Source organism: Acinetobacter indicus (genome assembly GCF_009914475.1).
Classification (GTDB): domain Bacteria; phylum Pseudomonadota; class Gammaproteobacteria; order Pseudomonadales; family Moraxellaceae; genus Acinetobacter; species Acinetobacter indicus.
Window position 1 is genome coordinate 1,155,115 of record NZ_CP045198.1, and the last position, 17,607, is coordinate 1,172,721.

Sequence of the window (17,607 nt, forward strand, 5' to 3'; positions counted from 1 at the left end):
CTGCTGCACTATAGCGGTTCAGATACAGAAAAGCCCACGCAATGTGGGCTTTTTTTTATAAATACTTCACCAGGAATTATTTATAACGATCTACCATTTTCTCTAAAGAAATTGGACGGATCTTGTCGGCATTGCCCGCAGTACCAAACGCTTCATAACGTGCAACACAAATATCTTTCATTGCATCGACAGTTTTAGCGAAGAATTTACGTGGGTCAAACTCGCTTGGTTTTTCAGCCATGAAGCGACGCATTGCACCGGTAGAGGCCAGACGCAAGTCGGTGTCGATGTTAATTTTACGCACACCGTGCTTGATCGCTTCAACCAGCTGCTCAACAGGTACACCATAAGTTTCCTTGATGTCACCGCCGTACTGGTTGATCACTGCCAGCCATTCTTGTGGCACAGAACTTGAACCGTGCATCACCAGATGCGTATTTGGCAGTGCCGCATGAATTTCTTTAATACGGTCAATCGCCAGAATATCGCCTGTAGGTGGACGGGTGAATTTGTACGCACCGTGTGAAGTACCCACTGCAATTGCCAGTGCGTCTACATTGGTGTCTGCTACGAAAGAACGTGCTTCTTCAACTGAAGTCAGCAATTGAGAGTGATCCAGTACACCTTCTGCACCGACACCATCTTCTTCGCCGGCCATACCTGTTTCAAGGCTGCCTAGACAACCGATTTCACCTTCAACAGAAACGCCACATGCGTGCGCCATTTGTACCACACGACGGGTCACATCTACGTTGTATTCATATGAGGTCGGAGTTTTACCATCTTCACCCAGTGAACCATCCATCATGACTGATGAGAAGCCAAGCTGGATAGAACGTTGACATACGTCAGGACTGGTACCGTGATCCTGGTGCATCACCACCGGAATGTGTGGCCATTCTTCAATTGCAGCTAAAATAAGATGACGTAAGAATGGTGCGCCTGCGTACTTACGGGCACCTGCAGATGCCTGTACAATTACAGGTGAATTCGTCGCATCTGCGGCCAACATGATTGCGCGCATTTGTTCTAAGTTGTTTACGTTAAACGCTGGTACGCCGTATCCGTGTTCACCGGCGTGATCCAATAGCTGGCGCATTGAAATAAGAGCCATAATATCCTCCCAGGTAATGCTGCATATTCTACATGGGGATTTGTTTCAATTCAGCAACAAAACGTCGTATTTAAAAAAAATCCCTGCCAATGCAGGGACTTTTATACAAATTACTACAATTTGTGGAGCTTTTAGGATTATTGCGCTTCAGATGCTGGCGCTGCTGCGCTGTCTGGGGTTGCAGCATCTGCTGGTGCATTGGCCACTTCTTCAGGCACATCGGTATTGTTTTCATCAAGTACTGGCTGATCAATTGCATCAATCGCCGCTTGCTGTTCTGCAGAAATTTGCTCTGACGCTACAGCTGCTGATGCATCTGCAGTGGTCGCTGTTGCATTGTCGTCTTTTTTAGCACATGCAGTGAAAGCTAAAGATGCAGCAAGTAACGCGGCAAGAGTTAATTTTTGGTTCATCAGAATATCCTACAACCCGGTGATTTTTGATCATAATATTTCAGAAACATGACAGTTTTATGACTAAAAAATGAAGTGCATAAAAAAGGCTGACCGAGGTCAACCTTTTGTCATCTTGCAAGCGTGTGCGAATTAAGCACGTTCTAGCAATACGGCAACTGCTGGTAAGGTCTTGCCTTCTACAAACTCAAGGAAAGCACCGCCACCTGTAGAGATATAACCAATTTTGTCTGCAACTTCATATTTGTCGATGGCAGCCAAGGTGTCACCACCACCTGCAATTGAGAAGCCTTCTGATTCAGCAATCGCTAAAGACAGGGCTTTAGTCCCTTCACCGAACTGATCCACTTCGAATACGCCAACTGGGCCATTCCAGAGAATCGTTTTAGAAGTTTTCAAGATCTCAGCAAATGCTTTTGCCGTTTCTGGACCAACATCCAGAATCATGTCGTTGTCAGCCACATCTTCTACTTTTTTCACGGTTGCTTTGGCAGCCGCCAGTGAACCCAAGAAGTCATCAAAGTTGATTTCAGATGCATCTGCAACTACCACATCCGTTGGAAGTGGTACAGATACTTTGGCAGCAATAGCTTTGGCTGTGTCGATCAAATCATTTTCACAGAGTGATTTACCCACGTTGTAACCCGCAGCGGCCAGGAAAGTATTGGCAATACCACCACCCACGATCAACTGGTCGCAAATGTCAGACAGTGACGTCAGTACATCCAGCTTGGTGGATACTTTAGAACCGGCTACAATGGCCACCATTGGTTTTTCTGGGGTTTGCAGTGCACGGCCCAAGGCATCCAGTTCAGCAGCCAGTAAAGGACCTGCTGCGGCAACTTTAGCAAGACGCGCAACACCTTCAGTTGACGCTTCTGCACGGTGCGCAGTACCAAATGCATCCATTACGAATACATCACACAGCGCTGCATATTTTGCTGCCAGCTCAGGATTGTTTTTCTTTTCACCCACGTTAAAGCGGCAGTTTTCAAGTAACACCACTTGACCTGCTTCTACCTCTACACCATCCAGGTAGTCAGTCAATAATTTGACTTCCTGGCCCAGTGCTTCGGTCAGGTAAGCTGCGACAGGCGCAAGTGATTGTTCAGCTTTAGGTTCACCTTCAACAGGACGACCCAGGTGAGAATACACCATTACGGCTGCGCCTTTTTCCAAAGCCGCTTTAATTGTCGGTAAGGCAGCACGTAAACGCGCATCGCTGGTAATCACACCATTTTTCACCGGCACGTTTAAGTCTTCGCGGATCAGAACACGCTTTTGTGCCAGGTCGAGGTCAGTCATACGCTGAAAATTCATGTATAGCTCACTTTTTAGATATTAAAATCGCCAAGATTCTAAATGATTATGCAGAAAAAGGTTAGCTTCTTTTGCAGAAAAGCTAACGATTGCCAAAGTTTTGTTATGATAGGAAAAAAACAGACCTGATAATTTTTATGCCTATGTCTATACATCCAGATCCAACCCTGAACCGTTTAAATGTTTTAGGCGAGCCTTTGGCCAGCTGCTGTTTTGACCCGATTACCGGCTATTTTCGTAATGGCTTTTGCCATACGGCGCCCACGGATCTGGGCCAGCACACTGTTTGTGCACAAATGACCTCGGAATTTCTGAACTTTTCCCAGAAAATTGGCAATGACCTGATCACACCGTTGCCTGAAGTCGAATTTCCGGGCTTAAAACCGGGTGATTTCTGGTGTATTTGTGTGACCCGCTGGGTTGAAGCCTATCAGGCCGGTAAAGCACCACCCGTAAAAATTCAGGCCTGCCATCAGGCGGTACTGTCTTACGTTCCCTTAGATATTTTGATGGAATATGCTGTCTAATGAAGCGTCCGATTATTCTGGCGTCCAGCAGCCAGACCCGTAAAGAACTGATGGACCGTTTAAAGCTCGACTATCAGTGTATGACACCCGACATTGATGAATCACCGCAAGGTGAAAGCCATGCCGATGATCTGGCCAAACGGCTGGCTTTTGAAAAAGCCCAGAGTATTGCCGAGCAATATCCTGAAGCCATTGTGATAGGTTCCGATCAGGTGGCGTGGCGTGAAGGTGCGCCCGATATTTTTATTGGCAAGCCCTTAAGCCCGGAAAAAGCCATTCGCCAGCTGCAGGCCAACTCGGACAAAATTGTCTACTTTAGTACCGCATTAAGCGTACAGCAAAAATCCAGCGGCTTTGAACAGACCCTGGTTGAACACTATAAGGTCAAATTTCGTAAACTGAGCCTGGATGAAATCGAGCGCTATGTGGCACTGGAACAGCCGCTGCATTGTGCCGGCAGTTTTAAATGCGAAAGTCTGGGGATTAGCCTGTTTGAACAGATGATTGGCCAGGACCAGACCACCTTGATGGGTATGCCAATGATTCAGCTGTGCCAGATTCTCCGCCAGCTTAATCTGCAGATTCCCTAAACACGGTAATGCAATACCCAAAATGATCAGGTGCCTGTCCTGATCATTTTTTTCGCCATCTTTTCCCTTCTGCCACTTTTCTAAATTTCCTCAAGATGAAGTTCATCACTTGCACCACCGCACAACTCAAGGGACAATAACAGCTAAATTTATGTTGTAGTTATTTGACATGTCTCAACCTTTAGACGTTTTAGGCGGAATCACCGCTGAACAATTCCTTGCCGAATATTGGCAAAAAAAACCGCTGCTGGTGCGTAATGCTCTGCCTGAAATTGCCAATATTCTTGAGCCAAGTGATGTCATGGAGCTGGCACTGGACGAAAATATCAGCGCCCGCTTAATTAAACAGAAAGATCGTGATCCGAACCAGTGGTCCGTGAAATCTTCACCGCTGTTAAAGGCCGATTTCCAGAAAATGCCAAAGCTGTGGACGCTGCTGGTCCAAGCGGTAGATCACTACTCTTTTGATCTGGCGGAACTGTGGAAAAAATTCCCGTTTATTCCGCAGTGGCGCCGTGATGACATTATGGTGTCGTACGCACCAAAAGGCGGTTCGGTCGGCAAACACTTCGACTTCTATGATGTATTTCTGGTGCAAGGCTATGGTCATCGCCGCTGGCAACTGGGCCAGATGTGTGATGCTGAAACCGAATTTGTTCCAGGTCAACCGCTGAAATTACTACCAGAGATGGACGTCAATTTTGATGAAGTGCTGGCACCAGGTGACCTGCTTTACGTACCACCAGGTTTATCGCACTATGGCGTGGCCGAAGATGACTGCCTGACCTTCTCTTTCGGTTTCCGTATGCCAAACATCAACGACATGATGGATCGCGTCAGTGACAAGTTTTCTGACAACCAGTTGCTAAAAAATCCGTTGCAAGATCTGATCCGCGACCAGATCAGCCCGATTGGACAAATTACCCAGCCGGAACTGGAATATTTAAAAGCCGAATTGCTGGCACAACTGCACAACTCGACCGTGTTGGAAGATGCCATCATGAGCCTGATGTCAGAGCCAAAATATCCGGACAATATTCCAGAAGCAGAAGAAATTGGTACTGGCGATCTGGAAGATGCGCTGGATCAGGGCTATCAACTGATTTTAGAACCGGCTTCACGCCTGCTCTATACCGAAGAAGATGGCGAGTTACTGTTCTGGGCCAACGGTGAAGGTCTGTATATTTCGGATGAGTTTGCGCCTTTACTGAAGCAGATTGCTGATGGTGAATTGGTCGAGCTGAATGAAGACCTGTACCATGAAGACATTCTGGAAGATGTGGCTCAGTTACTCAATGATTCTGTACTGATGCTGCTGCCTGCCGAAGATGCAGAAGATGAAGCCGAATAAAGACTTAATCCTGAGGTGATACCACTAAAATCGCCTTGATTAAGGTATAACCGGGTGTAGAGTTCACCTTTAACTCTGCACCTATCCGCGCCAGACGCAGCTTCATACTGCGTACACCAATACTCATCCCATGATCGAGCACCCCATGGGTATCAAAGCCAATTCCATCATCCTGAATACTTAAACATAAAGTCTGTTCATCGGGAAAATCCAGTGTCACTTGCACATGCTTGGCCTGACTGTGCTTCACCACATTGGTCAGACTTTCTTCCAGCACGCGCATCAGGTTCAGACATTGCAGCGGTGTCGGTTGCACTACCCATTCACTGGCAATGTTCCAGGTGGCCCGCATCTCAACTTCATCCATGAGCTGGCTAAAACGATGACGCACCGGCGCAATCCATAACACCGGCGTTTCCGGCACTTTGGCGCCAATTGAGGAGCCACTGTCAATAATTTGCCGCAAATCATCACGCAGTAATTTCAAAATCGACAGAAACTGGCGGTTACTCATGGGCTGCTCGCTCTGATCAACCATAATCATTGAACGCACCAGCGAAGCACCCAGGCCATCATGCAAATCATGAGAGAGATGAATCCGCTCCTGCAAGCGCACATTTTCCAGTTCCAGATAATGCTTTTCCGACATGCTCTGTTTTAAGTCTTCACGAACCTCAAACACGCGATATTCAAGTTGCTGGTTAAACTGCTCAATTTTCTGCATGCTTTTGGTGGTGCGAATCCCGAGAATTAAGGCAATAAACAGCGTCACCACCGGTGAGGTATACGGCGATAAGGGCTGTAAATCGGTATCAAACGGTGCAGCCAAAAGTGCAATATCTAAAGCGGCAAAAATAATAATCAGGCTTAAACAGATCACCAGCAGGATATTTTCTACACGTGGTACGCGGAAGGTTAAACGCAGCAGGTACAGGAAAACCCCGAAAAATAACAGGCTATAGCCTAAAAATACCAGCCCGAAAACGGTTTGTGCATAATCGAGTGGCGTTACGAAAATGCCCATAATCACCGCCACCGAACAGATAAAAGCGGTTTCTTCCAGTATCGGAAATTTTTTATCAACAAAACGTAGCAAATAGACAATGAACGACAGAATATACAGTACAAAAAAGGCAATATTGGCCTGTGCCGCCATCACGGTATTCGGGAAGGGATAAGTTTCTGTACTAATAATATTGGAGACGAATAACAGCCACAGCAAACAGCTTAAGGCAAACCAGCCATAACTAACTTCTTTACGCCGAAACAGCCAGATTACCAGACACAACACACCCAAGGTCGCCGATAAAATTGCATTAATCACAAATAAGGTACGACGATCCCAGATCTGTTGCTGATATTCCGTATAACTGTTATAGACATTATGGAAGGAAACATCACCAAGACCGGCAGATTGAAAGGCATAGCCCCGCACATAAACTAAAATTTCATTCTGGTCGGGACGCAGGCCGCTAATCGGTAAAATCCAGTAGCGTGGCATATTCCAGCTTTTGGAGAGTGGTTCTTCCAGATGCCGGTTTGACCAGATTAAATCGCGGTTTAAAAACACCGCACCCGCACTGTTTAAATAATTAATAGAAAATACAATCGACTGATCCAGCACGGCCGGTTCCTGACAGGACCAGTTCCAGACAATTTTGTACCACACCCCACCGTTATAATCCGGCCAGCGTTCACTCCAGCGATCAGGCAACGTCACAGGTTGCCATCCTGTATGTGGATGGCTATGAATATCCGGTGTCTGTACGGTGCTGACCGACTGAATATTAACCTGACAATACGGGTCTATGGCATAGCTTTGCTCTGCATACGCACTCGATAGACAAAGATAAAGACAACAGCCGCACCAAAACTGGAGCAATCTGTAGATCATAAAATGCCTAATGAGCGCGCTGTACTGACTGCCTTGGTACGTTTACTCACCGAGAGCTTGCGATAAATATGCTTGATATGACTTTCCACGGTATACCGCGACACAAACAGCTGCTCGGCAATTTCCCGATTACTCAGGCCCTGCGCGACCAGATTTAGAATTTCATGTTCACGGTTGGTCAGCTGTTCAATATCTTCATCGGGCTGTTTAAACGGCTTGGCAATTTCCTGCGGCTTCTGTACTGAAATCTGTGACAGTATTTCCCGGGCAATAAAGGGATCAATCGGTGCGCCGCCTCTTAAAATACTGCGGATGGCCATGATCACTTCAGTATCATCGCGTTCTTTTAATACATAACCGGTGGCGCCCGCCTGAATAGCCGAAAACAGACTGTTTTGTGTACTCCAGGCCGAAATCACCAGAATCAGTACACTGCTGTCTTTGGCCCGAAGCTGTTCAATCAGTTCAATCCCATTGCCATCTGGCAACCCCAAATCGACCAGCGCCAAAGACACCGGTTGTTCTTCAATTTTCTGTAATGCTGCTTTTAAATGGCTAACAAAAATCAGCATGTCATTGCTGTAGCCCATTTCAAGGAGGATATGTCTGAGGCGTGACTGAATCATGGGTTCATCTTCCACAATCAGCACAGGGGCCGGTAATATTGATTCTGTAATGTCCACTGTCTTCCCCGATCTTTTAACTTTCAATATAGCGATATTATTAAACGGTTCTCTATCCCTAGAATTAAGGAATTTCAGAGTGTTAGCACTGTTATTTTTATGATTTCAGCATAGCAGCTATTTTTTAATTTTTATAGATTTTATTGCTCATTTTTAAGCTGTGCTAAAGCCCTTGCCAAATTTCACAAATCATTACTTGTATGCCCTATTCAGAATCTGCACAGTAATACAAGATTGAATTCGCAATGGAAAAATCATAACAATGCCAAGTCCAGCCCAAGCCATTCGCCATAAACTTTTAAATACGTTCTTCTCCCGTCACTCGGTCTGGTTTGCCTGTATTTTAATTGCGCTGGGCATTACATGGCTTAGGCTATTTTATGAGCCACATTATATTTATTATTTTCTGTCCGATGGCGTAATTAATTCACTCTGGCTAATCACCACGCTGCTGAGTCTGGTCGGTCTGTATGATGTCATTCAGACCAAGCATTCCATTCTGAAAAACTACCCGATTATGGGGCATTTCCGGTTTATTTTTGAAGATTTCCGCCCCGAAATTCGCCAGTATTTTATTGAAGCCGATCAGGATGCCCAGCCTTTTTCCCGCATGCAGCGCAGTTTGGTCTATCAACGTGCCAAAAATGAAAATGCCGATAAACCTTTTGGTTCGATTTTGGATGTGTACGAAGCCGACTACCGTTTTATTGTGCATTCCTTGCGCCCCTGCCCACCGGCTGATCCGAAAACCTTTCGGATTCATATTGGCAATGAACAATGCAGCCAGCCTTATAGCGCGTCAATTTTAAATATTTCTGCCATGAGTTTTGGCAGCCTGAGCGCCAATGCCATCCGTGCCTTAAATAAAGGGGCCAAACTTGGTGGCTTTTATCATGACACTGGTGAAGGCAGCCTTAGCCCGTATCATCTGGAATATGGCGGCGATATTGTCTGGCAAATTGCCAGTGGCTACTTTGGTTGCCGCACCGCAGAAGGTTTATTTGATCCGGAAAAATTTGCCCGTCAGGCCGGTAATCCGAATATCAAGATGATTGAACTCAAGCTTTCCCAAGGTGCCAAGCCGGGCCATGGCGGTATTTTACCGAAACATAAAATTTCAGAAGAAATCTCGCAGATTCGTGGCGTGCCGCGTGACCGCGATTGTGTGTCACCTTCACGCCATCCAAGCTTTAGCACCCCAATTGAAATGCTGCAGTTTTTACAGCAGTTACGCGATTTATCGGGCGGTAAACCGGTGGGTTTTAAACTATGTATTGGTCAGCCCTGGCAATTTATGAGTATCGTCAAAGCCATGCTGGTGACCAAAATTGTGCCTGACTTTATTGTGGTGGATGGCTCGGAAGGCGGTACCGGTGCCTCCCCGATTGAGTTTAGTGACTATATTGGTACGCCGCTGCGTGAAGGCTTACTATTTGTGCATAACACTTTGGTTGGCGCCGGCCTGCGCAGTAAAATCAAGCTCGGGGCCAGCGGTAAAATTATCAGTGCCTTTGATATTGCAAGTACCTTTGCCTTAGGCGCAGACTGGGTCAATTCCGCTCGTGGTTTTATGTTTGCCGTTGGCTGTATTCAGGCGCAAAGCTGTCATACCAACCAATGTCCGGTCGGTGTCGCCACACAAGATAAAGACCGTCAAAAAGCGCTACATGTACCCTCCAAAGCAGAACGGGTCTATAACTTCCATAAAAATACCATGCATGCCCTGTCGGAAATGATTGCGGCAGCCGGTTTAAAACACCCGGCCGACATTCGTGCCCATCATCTGGCGCAGCGGATTAACGACCGGGAAATTAAAAACTATGCCCAGCTGCATTTCTGGTTGAAAGAAGGCGAATTACTGAGCTGTGAAAATAAAGATGAAGAAAACTTTTATTTCCGTATGTGGAATTTGGCCAAAGCGGAAGAATTTTAAAAAAGAGGCACCCGCCTCTTTTTTATGAAATGGAGGAAAGCTTAATAATAAGTCTTGGAATTCGAAGCATGCAAAAAGGCTGGAATCAAACCGGTTAAGGCCGCACGAATATCCGGGCGCTCATTAATCAGTTGATGTGACCCTTCTTCCAGCATCAGCAAGGTTTGCAGGCGGAATTTACGCCGGATAAACTCGATGTTATAGCGCCAGTCCACAGTCTGATCCTGCGCGCCCTGGGCCAGCCACACCGGAATCCGGCACGCTGGTCGCTGCTCCATTTCCAGCATCCATTTGGACATGGCCAGAATCCAGTCCATGCCCATCATGCGTGGTTGTAACGGATCTTTTAAGCGCACAAAACGTAAAAATTCCGGGTTATGGTTATTGCGTCTAAAATGGCGCGGCACTTCGCGTTTAATCCGGCGGATAATTCCGAGGCCCACCGAATTATGCCACCAGGCACTTTTGGCCGGACGGATGAGAGGTGATAATAACAACACCCGCTCAACAAACGGATTCTCCCGGCGCTCGGCAAATTCCAGTAAATGATGCATCCAGATCGCACCACCGGTACTTTGCCCTACCCCTAGCCAAGGCTTAGGCAATTGATCGGCATTGCGCACATATTGGTAAATGGCATGTAATACCTGCTGGTAATGATCAAAATTCTGGATACTGGCGGGCGAGCCATTACTTAAACCATGGCCGGGCAAATCATAAGTCAAGACACTAAAGCCCTGCTCCAGAATTTCTTTGACAATCGGCTGATAAATGCCGCTGTGCTCCAGATAGCCATGCAGTAAAAACACCGTACCTTTGCTTTTTTCCAGCTTGCCCGCTTCAAGTTTAGGCTGAAACACCTGCACATGCAGTTTAAACAGCGGCATTTGCACATAACCCTGCCAATGCTCGCACTCTAAGCTGTCAAAACCGTAAAGCTGGCGATAGGCCTGAATATCCACCGTGGGCGCATAAGGCCGGTTCAGGTTTAAAGGCTCTAGCACCTGCGGCGTGGTATCGCGGCTAGGAACCGGTAAATCCAGCTGTTTCAGCACACTCGGATTTAAAAACGGGATATTCGGCATTATGGCACCTCCCGGCAGTCGCTCGAACCAAACAGCATATCGCGGATGGTGGCCAGCATTTCATAATTGGCACGGCGGCTATGATCATAGTTCTGCTCACTAGGCTGCCATTGGGTCAACTCGGTTGGAATTGGCGCGACCACCGGCACGGTTTCAATGCCGTTTAAGGCAAACAAACGGCGTGTGCGCGGCATGTGATATTGATCGGTGATTAAAATCACCGTTGGTGCGCCGCCTTTTTTCTGTAGCAGCAAGGAACTAAAACGCGAGTTTTCACAGGTGTTCATACTGCGATCTTCCAGCAAGTTGGCTTCAACCCCGCGTTCTGCCAGCCATTTCTGCATATAAGGTGCTTCAACACCGCTCAGCACAATGGGTAATTTATACTGTTTTTCAATTTCTAAGGTTTTTTCTAAACGTAGTCGTGTGTAGTTATTCACAATAATATCTTTTTGATTTTCATGTAAGGTCAGACCGCCGCCCAGAACCACAATTGCATACGGCTGGGAAGTTATTTGCGGCTTCTGGCTATTTTGTTGTTGAATCAGTGCGATATCCTGAAAAATTTCTTCATCAACCGGTACGGTTTCAACCGCTGCCACTTCATGGGTTCTTAAAAATTTCAGATACTGTTCCATTAGGGCCTGATTTTCAGAGCTGTCTAACTCCAATAAATCCTGTAACTGCTGTGAAGGCTGTGCAAGTTGCGCCTCAGATGCGGAAACATCGGCCAGCAATGGAATTTGCGGTGTGCTGTCCTGCTCTTGTTCCTGCTGACTGCGCTGCTCATCCTGAATTAAAGCCTGCAAGGCTTTATAGCGTGCCTGAATGATGGTGAGATTCTGTGAATTTTTGGCCTGAATCTCTTCTTCCATCACTTTTAAATAAGCTTGCCGGGCAATCCACAAATTCGAGCCAGGTTCCAGATTTTCCTGATCGGTCAGTGCCCCCATCTGCTGGCTTTGTGCAGCCACTTCATTGACCTCCACCGGCACAATGGTATTCAGCACTTTTATCACAAACTTGGAATAAAACGGCGAATAGATAAAAACCACCAGACAGCCCATCAGCACAAATAGCACAGCCGCCATTTGTACGATACGCACCATCCAGTGAGTTCTATTCATAAATGCCTAACCTGATTAAAAGGTATTGTGGGGAATAATCAGCCCGGCGTCATTAAACAGCACCGGTTCTGGTTCTAAGTGTATCCCAAATTTTTGGTACACGTCCTGCTGTACTGCCTGATATGTTGCCTGAACATCGGCCAGGGTCGCATTGGCATAATTGACAAGCACCAGTGCCTGCTTGTGAAACATACCAACCATGCCCAGCTGCTTCCCTTTCCAGCCAGCCTGATCAATAAGCCAGCCAGCTGCAATTTTGACCTGGCCTTCGGGCTGCGGATAATGCGGCATGTTCGGGAACTGAATCGCCAGCTTTTCATAGACCGCGGCAGTCACCACCGGATTTTTAAAGAAACTGCCAACATTTGGAAATTGCTGCGGATCTGGCAGTTTACTTTGACGGATCTGGATCACCTGGCGTTGCAGGTTTTCCGCGGTTTGCTCATCACCCACCGCGGTTTTTAAATCGCCATAATTCAGTTTCAAGTCCGGCTGTTTCCGCAGCTTGAACGTGACATGGGTGATGATATAGCGGTTCGGATTTTCTTTGAAAATACTGTGACGGTAGGCAAAATGGCAGTCACTGGCCAGAATCGAATTAAACTGACCGTTATAGCGGTCATAAACCTGTACCGATTCAATAAATTCACCGACCTCAACCCCATAGGCACCAATATTCTGTACCGGCGATGCACCGACCAGACCGGGAATTAAGGCCAGATTTTGCAGGCCAAATAACTGCTGCGTGGTGGTCCAGAGCACAAAATCATGCCAGACCTGACCCGCACCGACGCGAATGGTGCTGAAATTGTCATCTTCATTCAGGAATTCAATGCCCTGAATATCCATATGTAACACCAGCGCCTGAATCTGCTCTGGCAGCAGCATATTACTGCCGCCCGATAAAATCAGCACATTCAGCTGCTGCAACTTGGCATAATTTAAGGCCGCAATTAAATCATCGGTGGAATGTACCTTAATATAATGAGACGCATTTGCAGCCAGATTTAAGGTATTAAAAGGCTTAAGCTGGACCTGATGTTGAATGTTCATATTCTTAAACCTGATTTAAGCCAATTCTGTTTTTAAAATATTGATCCAGGCCTGTGCACTGGATTCACACTGATCCAGCACGCGTTCAAAGCCATCGGCTTCGCCATAATAAGGATCAGGCACTTCATGACGTGGATATTGTGGATCATGTTCGCTCATTAGCGCCACTTTGGCACGTAGCAGTTCTGCGCCATATTCTTCGGCTGCATGACGTTTTAGATGCTGAATATTTTGCAGGTTTTCCTGATCCATCGCCAGAATCAGATCAAAATCTAGAAAATCGCGCGTGGTTAACTGACGGGCACGCAAGGCAGATAAATCATAGCCACGCTGCAAAGCATGTTGCTGGCTGCGCGCATCGGGTGCTTTGCCCGGATGATAATTACTGGTGCCGGCAGAATCGACCCAGATATTCAGTTGCTGTGCATCACAATAATGTCTGAACACCACTTCCGCGGTAGGTGAACGGCAGATATTGCCCAAACAGACACATAACACCTTGTATGGCGTTCTGGATGACATAACAACCTCAAAACTGCTTTCTTTTAAAGTGTCTTATGTTAAGTTATTTGCAGGATGAATCCTATATTGTCACTATAGATAAATGTTGATTTAAGTATAAAAATTAAGGATAAAGCGTATGAGCCCATTTCAATTCCAGACTGTGCCCAACATTATTGCCGGACTGGGCAGCATCCAACAGCTCAAAGCCCTCCTGACTGAACAGAACAATCAACGTGTGCTGCTGGTGACCGATCCGGGGATGGTGCAATTACAATTGCATGCGCCTGTTTTGGAAATTCTCGTAGCTGCAGGATGTAATTACTGCATTTATTCTAGCGTACAGGCCGATCCACCGGAACATATTGTGCTGGAAGCCGCCGAATTCGCCCGGCAAAACCAGATAGATACAGTCATTGGTTTTGGGGGCGGCAGCTCGCTGGATGTGGCTAAAATTATTGCCCTGCTGGCCCATCCTGAACAGAAACAGCAATTGCATGAGATGTATGGCATCAATCAGGCGCAAAAACCGCGTTTGCCTCTTATTCTAATTCCAACCACGGCCGGCACTGGCTCGGAAGTCACGCCCATTTCCATTGTCACCACCGGCGAAACCACCAAAACCGGCATTGTATCTGCTGCCCTATATGCCGATGTCACCATTTTAGATGCCAACTTTACCCAAAACCTGCCGGCACACATTACCGCCGCCACCGGTATTGATGCGATGGTACATGCCATTGAAGCCTATACCTCCAAACACAAAAAGAACTTTTATGCCGATATGCTGGCGATTCAGGCACTTAAACTGCTGAACCAGAATCTGCATCTGGTGCTAAAAGATGGTAACAACATGGAAGCCCGTCAGAATATGCTGGTCGGCTCGATGCTGGCCGGACAGGCCTTTGCCAATGCACCGGTGGCAGCAGTCCATGCACTGGCCTATCCGCTGGGTGGACATTTTCATTTGTCGCATGGGCACAGCAATGCGCTGGTCTTAACCGAAGTGCTGAAATTTAATGCACCAGCCGCCAAGCAGCAGTATGCCGAATTGATGACCTTGCTCGACCCATCCAGCAAAGGCTGTGTAGATGGCTTGTGTGATCTGTTTATTGACCACATGCAAAACTATCTGGACCGCAGTGGTCTGACCTTAAAACTGAATGCCCTGAATGTACCTGAAAACATGCTGGAACAGCTGGCCGAGGATGCCATGTTACAAACCCGCCTGCTGCAAAATAATCCACGCGACATGGAAAAACAGGATGCGCTGGCCATCTATCAGGCGATTTATCAATAAGGCTGAAGCTATTTAAAGTTGTGGTAAATCAAAAATATAAATTTTCGATCTATTCAGGGATGACGTCTTTTTATGAAACCGGTAGCCAAAACCCGCGATCAATATACCTTCTTTTTACCGATTCAAACCCGCTGGTCAGACAACGACATGTATGGTCATGTCAATAATGTCATGTATTACAGCTACTTCGATACCGCTGCCAATGCGCTGCTGATTGAGAAAGCCGGACTGAATATTCATCAGGCCGAGATTATGGGGCTGGTGGTAGACTCTGGCTGCAGCTTTTTAGCCGAGCTGAGTTATCCAGAAGTGATTGAGGTCGGTGTGGCGATTGCAGCGCTGGGCAACAGTTCACTAAAATATGATCTGGCGATTTTCAAGCAGCATCAGCAGCAGGCTTCAGCTCAAGGACATATGGTGCATGTTTTTGTCGATGCGCAGCAACGTAAAAGCACCCCGATTCCAAGCGAAATGCGGGATGCCCTGTTACCTTATCTGCGTTCTCAGTAAACGGTTGAAATGGTCTGATGGTGGTTATTTCAACTGGATATTCTGCAGTTCGCCATCAAAACTTTCGAGCAGCGATTTAACCACCGGCTCCTGATGCAGCAGCTCACTGGCGCGTTGATAGGCACGTACTTTACGTTCCTGCTGCAAGCTATACGGCGTCACCTCTGTGACCTGTCCATATTGTACTTTCAGGAAGCTGTTCGGCCACTGCTGTTTCAGCGCTGCTTCTAAATGCTGTAACTGCGAATTTAATAATTGCTGATACTGCTCCGGAATATGAAAAACCGACTCAGCTTCAATCTGACCGGTCATCAGGCCATGTTGGGCCAGTTCCTGAACCGCAGGTGATAAATCACTGTTACGGAACCAGTATTCCCATTTTTCTACACTCCAGTCGCCCTCTAGGGACTGTACCGGCAGCTGCAGAATATCTTGCGGCATCAGGCGTTGATCAGCACGTGAAATGGCGGTATTGTCTACAGCAGCAACGACAGGTTGGTTGGCGGATGGCGTCGGCGCTGGCTGCGCAAATAAACTGTCTTGCGGACTGGAGTCCAACGTATGTGTCAGCTCAGGCTGTGCGACAGACGAAACCGGTGCTGTAGGTTCAGCAGGCTGTTGAATCGGCTGCGCAACGGCCGTTTCTGGTAAAGGGGCAATTTCATCAAACAGGAAATCATCACTGCTGGCCTCATCCTGCGTTTCCGGCTGATCAGCACGATCATCTTCATCTAAATCAAACAGCACTTCATCTGCCGCCGGATCAAAAATCATCTGCGCAGATGCCGCTTCTGCCGGTGTAGTCACCGGATGGTCTGGTTCGGATGGAGATGCAACTTCAGCAACCTCTAACGCTTCATCCTGCAGAAAATCATCTGATGATGGTTCAGCAACGGGTGGGTTTATAGCAGCAGTTTCAGCTTCTAATTCATCCTCAGCTGAAACAACGGGATGCACCGGTTCAGGCTGCGCGGTAGCTGACTCAGCGGCCGGTGCTACAGCAACTGCGTTGCTTTGTGCGCTGACCTGCGTCAAGGGCACTTCATTTGGCTGTAAGGGACGGAAAGCCAGCAGACGCAGCACGCACATCTCAAAGCCCTGCTCCTGGGTAACCGCCAGCTGTAAATCTGCGCGACCTTTGCTGGCAATCTGGTAATACAGCTGTAAATCCTGAGCCGAAATGCGCTGCGACAGCTGGGTAATTTTCTGGTTAATTTCGGCGCTATATTTCAGGCTTAAATCCGGCAGATATTGCAATAAGGCCAGCTCATGCAAAGTCGAAATCAGCTGATCCAGCACCAGTGATACATCCAGTGCCTGCTGACGGAACTGCATTAACAGTGCGCTCACGCGCGCAGTCTGGTTCTGATGAATCGCCAGAATCAGGTCATAAATAATGGTGCGGTCAATCAGCCCCAGCATGTCTTTGACATCCTGATGATGAATTTCACCCTGACCATAGGCAATGGCCTGATCGGTTAAGGACAAGGCATCCCGTAATGAACCTTGTGCCGATTCAGCAATTTGCCAGATTGCATCCTGCTCGGCCTGAATCTGCTCTTTGCTGAGAATTGAAGATAGGTGCTCGGTAATTTCATCTACTGCCAAAGGACGCAAGGTAAATTGCAGGCAGCGTGAAATGACCGTAATCGGAAGCTTCTGCGGATCGGTGGTGGCAAACAGGAATTTAACATGCTCTGGCGGTTCTTCCAGCGTTTTTAGCAAGGCATTGAAAGAGTGCGTCGAGAGCATATGCACTTCGTCAATCAGGTAGACTTTAAAGCGGCCTTGTGTCGGTGCATACGGTACGTTATCGAGCAGTTCGCGGGTATCTTCCACTTTGGTACGTGATGCCGCATCAATCTCGATTAAATCAATAAAACGGCCTTCATTGACCGCTTTACAGGTCGGACAAACTTCACACGGTGTGGAGGTCACTCCTGTTTCACAGTTCAGGCATTTGGCCAAAATACGCGCAATGGTGGTTTTCCCGACCCCACGAGTCCCGGTAAACAGATAGGCATGGTGTAAACGGCCACGCTCTAAGGCACTGGTCAGTGCACGAGAAACATGATTTTGCCCCACCAGCTCATTAAAATTACGTGGACGATATTTACGCGCAAGTACCTGATACATGTATGCTCCTTTTTACAGGTCTAAGCATACTGTTTTTTTAGTAAATAGTGAAATAAATGACGGGCGCTTC

Annotated in this window: 16 protein-coding genes; 6 read left to right on the forward strand and 10 right to left on the reverse strand. The window is 47.2% G+C overall.

Annotated elements, in window-relative coordinates; all coding sequences use genetic code 11:
- Positions 1-76: 76 nt before the first annotated feature.
- From fba to GA693_RS06035, 3 genes are all read right to left on the reverse strand, one after another.
- Positions 77-1,114 carry a class II fructose-bisphosphate aldolase gene (gene fba / locus GA693_RS06025; RefSeq protein ID WP_005178575.1) on the reverse strand — a complete coding sequence of 346 codons (1,038 nt, stop codon included), beginning with the start codon at positions 1,112-1,114 and terminating at the stop codon, positions 77-79.
- Positions 1,115-1,251: 137 nt separating this feature from the next.
- The gene (locus tag GA693_RS06030; protein WP_005178577.1) at positions 1,252-1,527 is read right to left on the reverse strand and encodes a hypothetical protein; all 276 of its coding nucleotides are present in this window, start codon (positions 1,525-1,527) and stop codon (positions 1,252-1,254) included.
- A 132-nt stretch (positions 1,528-1,659) separates the two neighbouring features.
- Positions 1,660-2,847, reverse strand: coding sequence for a phosphoglycerate kinase (locus GA693_RS06035; protein ID WP_005178578.1), 1,188 nt, complete (start codon positions 2,845-2,847; stop codon positions 1,660-1,662).
- A 143-nt stretch (positions 2,848-2,990) separates the two neighbouring features.
- Here GA693_RS06035 and GA693_RS06040 point away from each other — a divergent pair, with 143 nt between their 5' ends.
- The 3 genes from GA693_RS06040 to GA693_RS06050 all read left to right on the forward strand — a co-directional run bounded on the left by GA693_RS06040 (position 2,991) and on the right by GA693_RS06050 (position 5,315).
- A complete protein-coding gene (locus GA693_RS06040) occupies positions 2,991-3,374 on the forward strand; it encodes a DUF2237 family protein (protein ID WP_034597805.1) in 384 nt (127 codons plus the stop codon).
- Positions 3,374-3,964 (forward strand): Maf family protein, encoded by a 591-nt coding sequence (locus GA693_RS06045; RefSeq protein ID WP_045795448.1) that lies wholly within the window; start codon positions 3,374-3,376, stop codon positions 3,962-3,964. The genes GA693_RS06040 and GA693_RS06045 overlap by 1 nt, the downstream gene beginning before the upstream one ends.
- Positions 3,965-4,133: 169 nt before the next feature.
- The gene (locus tag GA693_RS06050) at positions 4,134-5,315 is read left to right on the forward strand and encodes a ribosomal protein uL16 3-hydroxylase (protein WP_160241238.1); all 1,182 of its coding nucleotides are present in this window, start codon (positions 4,134-4,136) and stop codon (positions 5,313-5,315) included.
- Positions 5,316-5,319: 4 nt separating this feature from the next.
- On the opposite strand, the gene GA693_RS06055 is transcribed toward GA693_RS06050, so the two are convergent.
- Positions 5,320-7,209, reverse strand: coding sequence for a sensor histidine kinase (locus GA693_RS06055; protein ID WP_407646722.1), 1,890 nt, complete (start codon positions 7,207-7,209; stop codon positions 5,320-5,322).
- Positions 7,206-7,892, reverse strand: a complete 687-nt coding sequence (locus tag GA693_RS06060) for a response regulator (RefSeq protein WP_016659055.1) — start codon at positions 7,890-7,892, stop codon at positions 7,206-7,208. The genes GA693_RS06055 and GA693_RS06060 overlap by 4 nt, the downstream gene beginning before the upstream one ends.
- Before the next feature lie 262 nt (positions 7,893-8,154).
- On the opposite strand from GA693_RS06060, the gene GA693_RS06065 reads away from it, so the two are divergent.
- On the forward strand, positions 8,155-9,825 hold the full coding sequence (locus GA693_RS06065; protein ID WP_005178590.1) for an FMN-binding glutamate synthase family protein: 1,671 nt from the start codon (positions 8,155-8,157) through the stop codon (positions 9,823-9,825).
- Positions 9,826-9,866: 41 nt separating this feature from the next.
- On the opposite strand, the gene GA693_RS06070 is transcribed toward GA693_RS06065, so the two are convergent.
- Genes GA693_RS06070 through GA693_RS06085 form a run of 4 tightly spaced genes read right to left on the reverse strand, consistent with a single transcriptional unit; the run spans position 9,867 to position 13,612 of the window.
- On the reverse strand, positions 9,867-10,910 hold the full coding sequence (locus GA693_RS06070) for an alpha/beta hydrolase (RefSeq protein ID WP_005178596.1): 1,044 nt from the start codon (positions 10,908-10,910) through the stop codon (positions 9,867-9,869).
- The gene (locus tag GA693_RS06075) at positions 10,910-12,037 is read right to left on the reverse strand and encodes a YdcF family protein (RefSeq protein ID WP_016659056.1); all 1,128 of its coding nucleotides are present in this window, start codon (positions 12,035-12,037) and stop codon (positions 10,910-10,912) included. The genes GA693_RS06070 and GA693_RS06075 overlap by 1 nt, the downstream gene beginning before the upstream one ends.
- 15 nt (positions 12,038-12,052) lie before the next feature.
- Positions 12,053-13,090: a UDP-N-acetylmuramate dehydrogenase gene (gene murB / locus GA693_RS06080; RefSeq protein ID WP_160241236.1), complete on the reverse strand. Its 1,038-nt coding sequence runs from the start codon at positions 13,088-13,090 to the stop codon at positions 12,053-12,055.
- A 15-nt stretch (positions 13,091-13,105) separates the two neighbouring features.
- Positions 13,106-13,612 (reverse strand): low molecular weight protein-tyrosine-phosphatase, encoded by a 507-nt coding sequence (locus tag GA693_RS06085; protein ID WP_005178601.1) that lies wholly within the window; start codon positions 13,610-13,612, stop codon positions 13,106-13,108.
- Positions 13,613-13,730: 118 nt separating this feature from the next.
- Between GA693_RS06085 and GA693_RS06090 the strand changes: the two genes are divergently transcribed.
- Together GA693_RS06090 and GA693_RS06095 are read left to right on the forward strand one after the other, a co-directional pair.
- The gene (locus tag GA693_RS06090; protein WP_160241235.1) at positions 13,731-14,891 is read left to right on the forward strand and encodes an iron-containing alcohol dehydrogenase; all 1,161 of its coding nucleotides are present in this window, start codon (positions 13,731-13,733) and stop codon (positions 14,889-14,891) included.
- Between the two features lie 72 nt (positions 14,892-14,963).
- Complete coding sequence (locus tag GA693_RS06095; protein ID WP_016659060.1) at positions 14,964-15,401, forward strand: acyl-CoA thioesterase; 438 nt, start codon at positions 14,964-14,966, stop codon at positions 15,399-15,401.
- A 24-nt stretch (positions 15,402-15,425) separates the two neighbouring features.
- Here the strand turns inward: GA693_RS06095 and dnaX are convergent, their stop codons facing one another.
- A complete protein-coding gene (gene dnaX, locus GA693_RS06100; RefSeq protein WP_160241234.1) occupies positions 15,426-17,537 on the reverse strand; it encodes a DNA polymerase III subunit gamma/tau in 2,112 nt (703 codons plus the stop codon).
- Positions 17,538-17,607 lie beyond the last annotated feature (70 nt).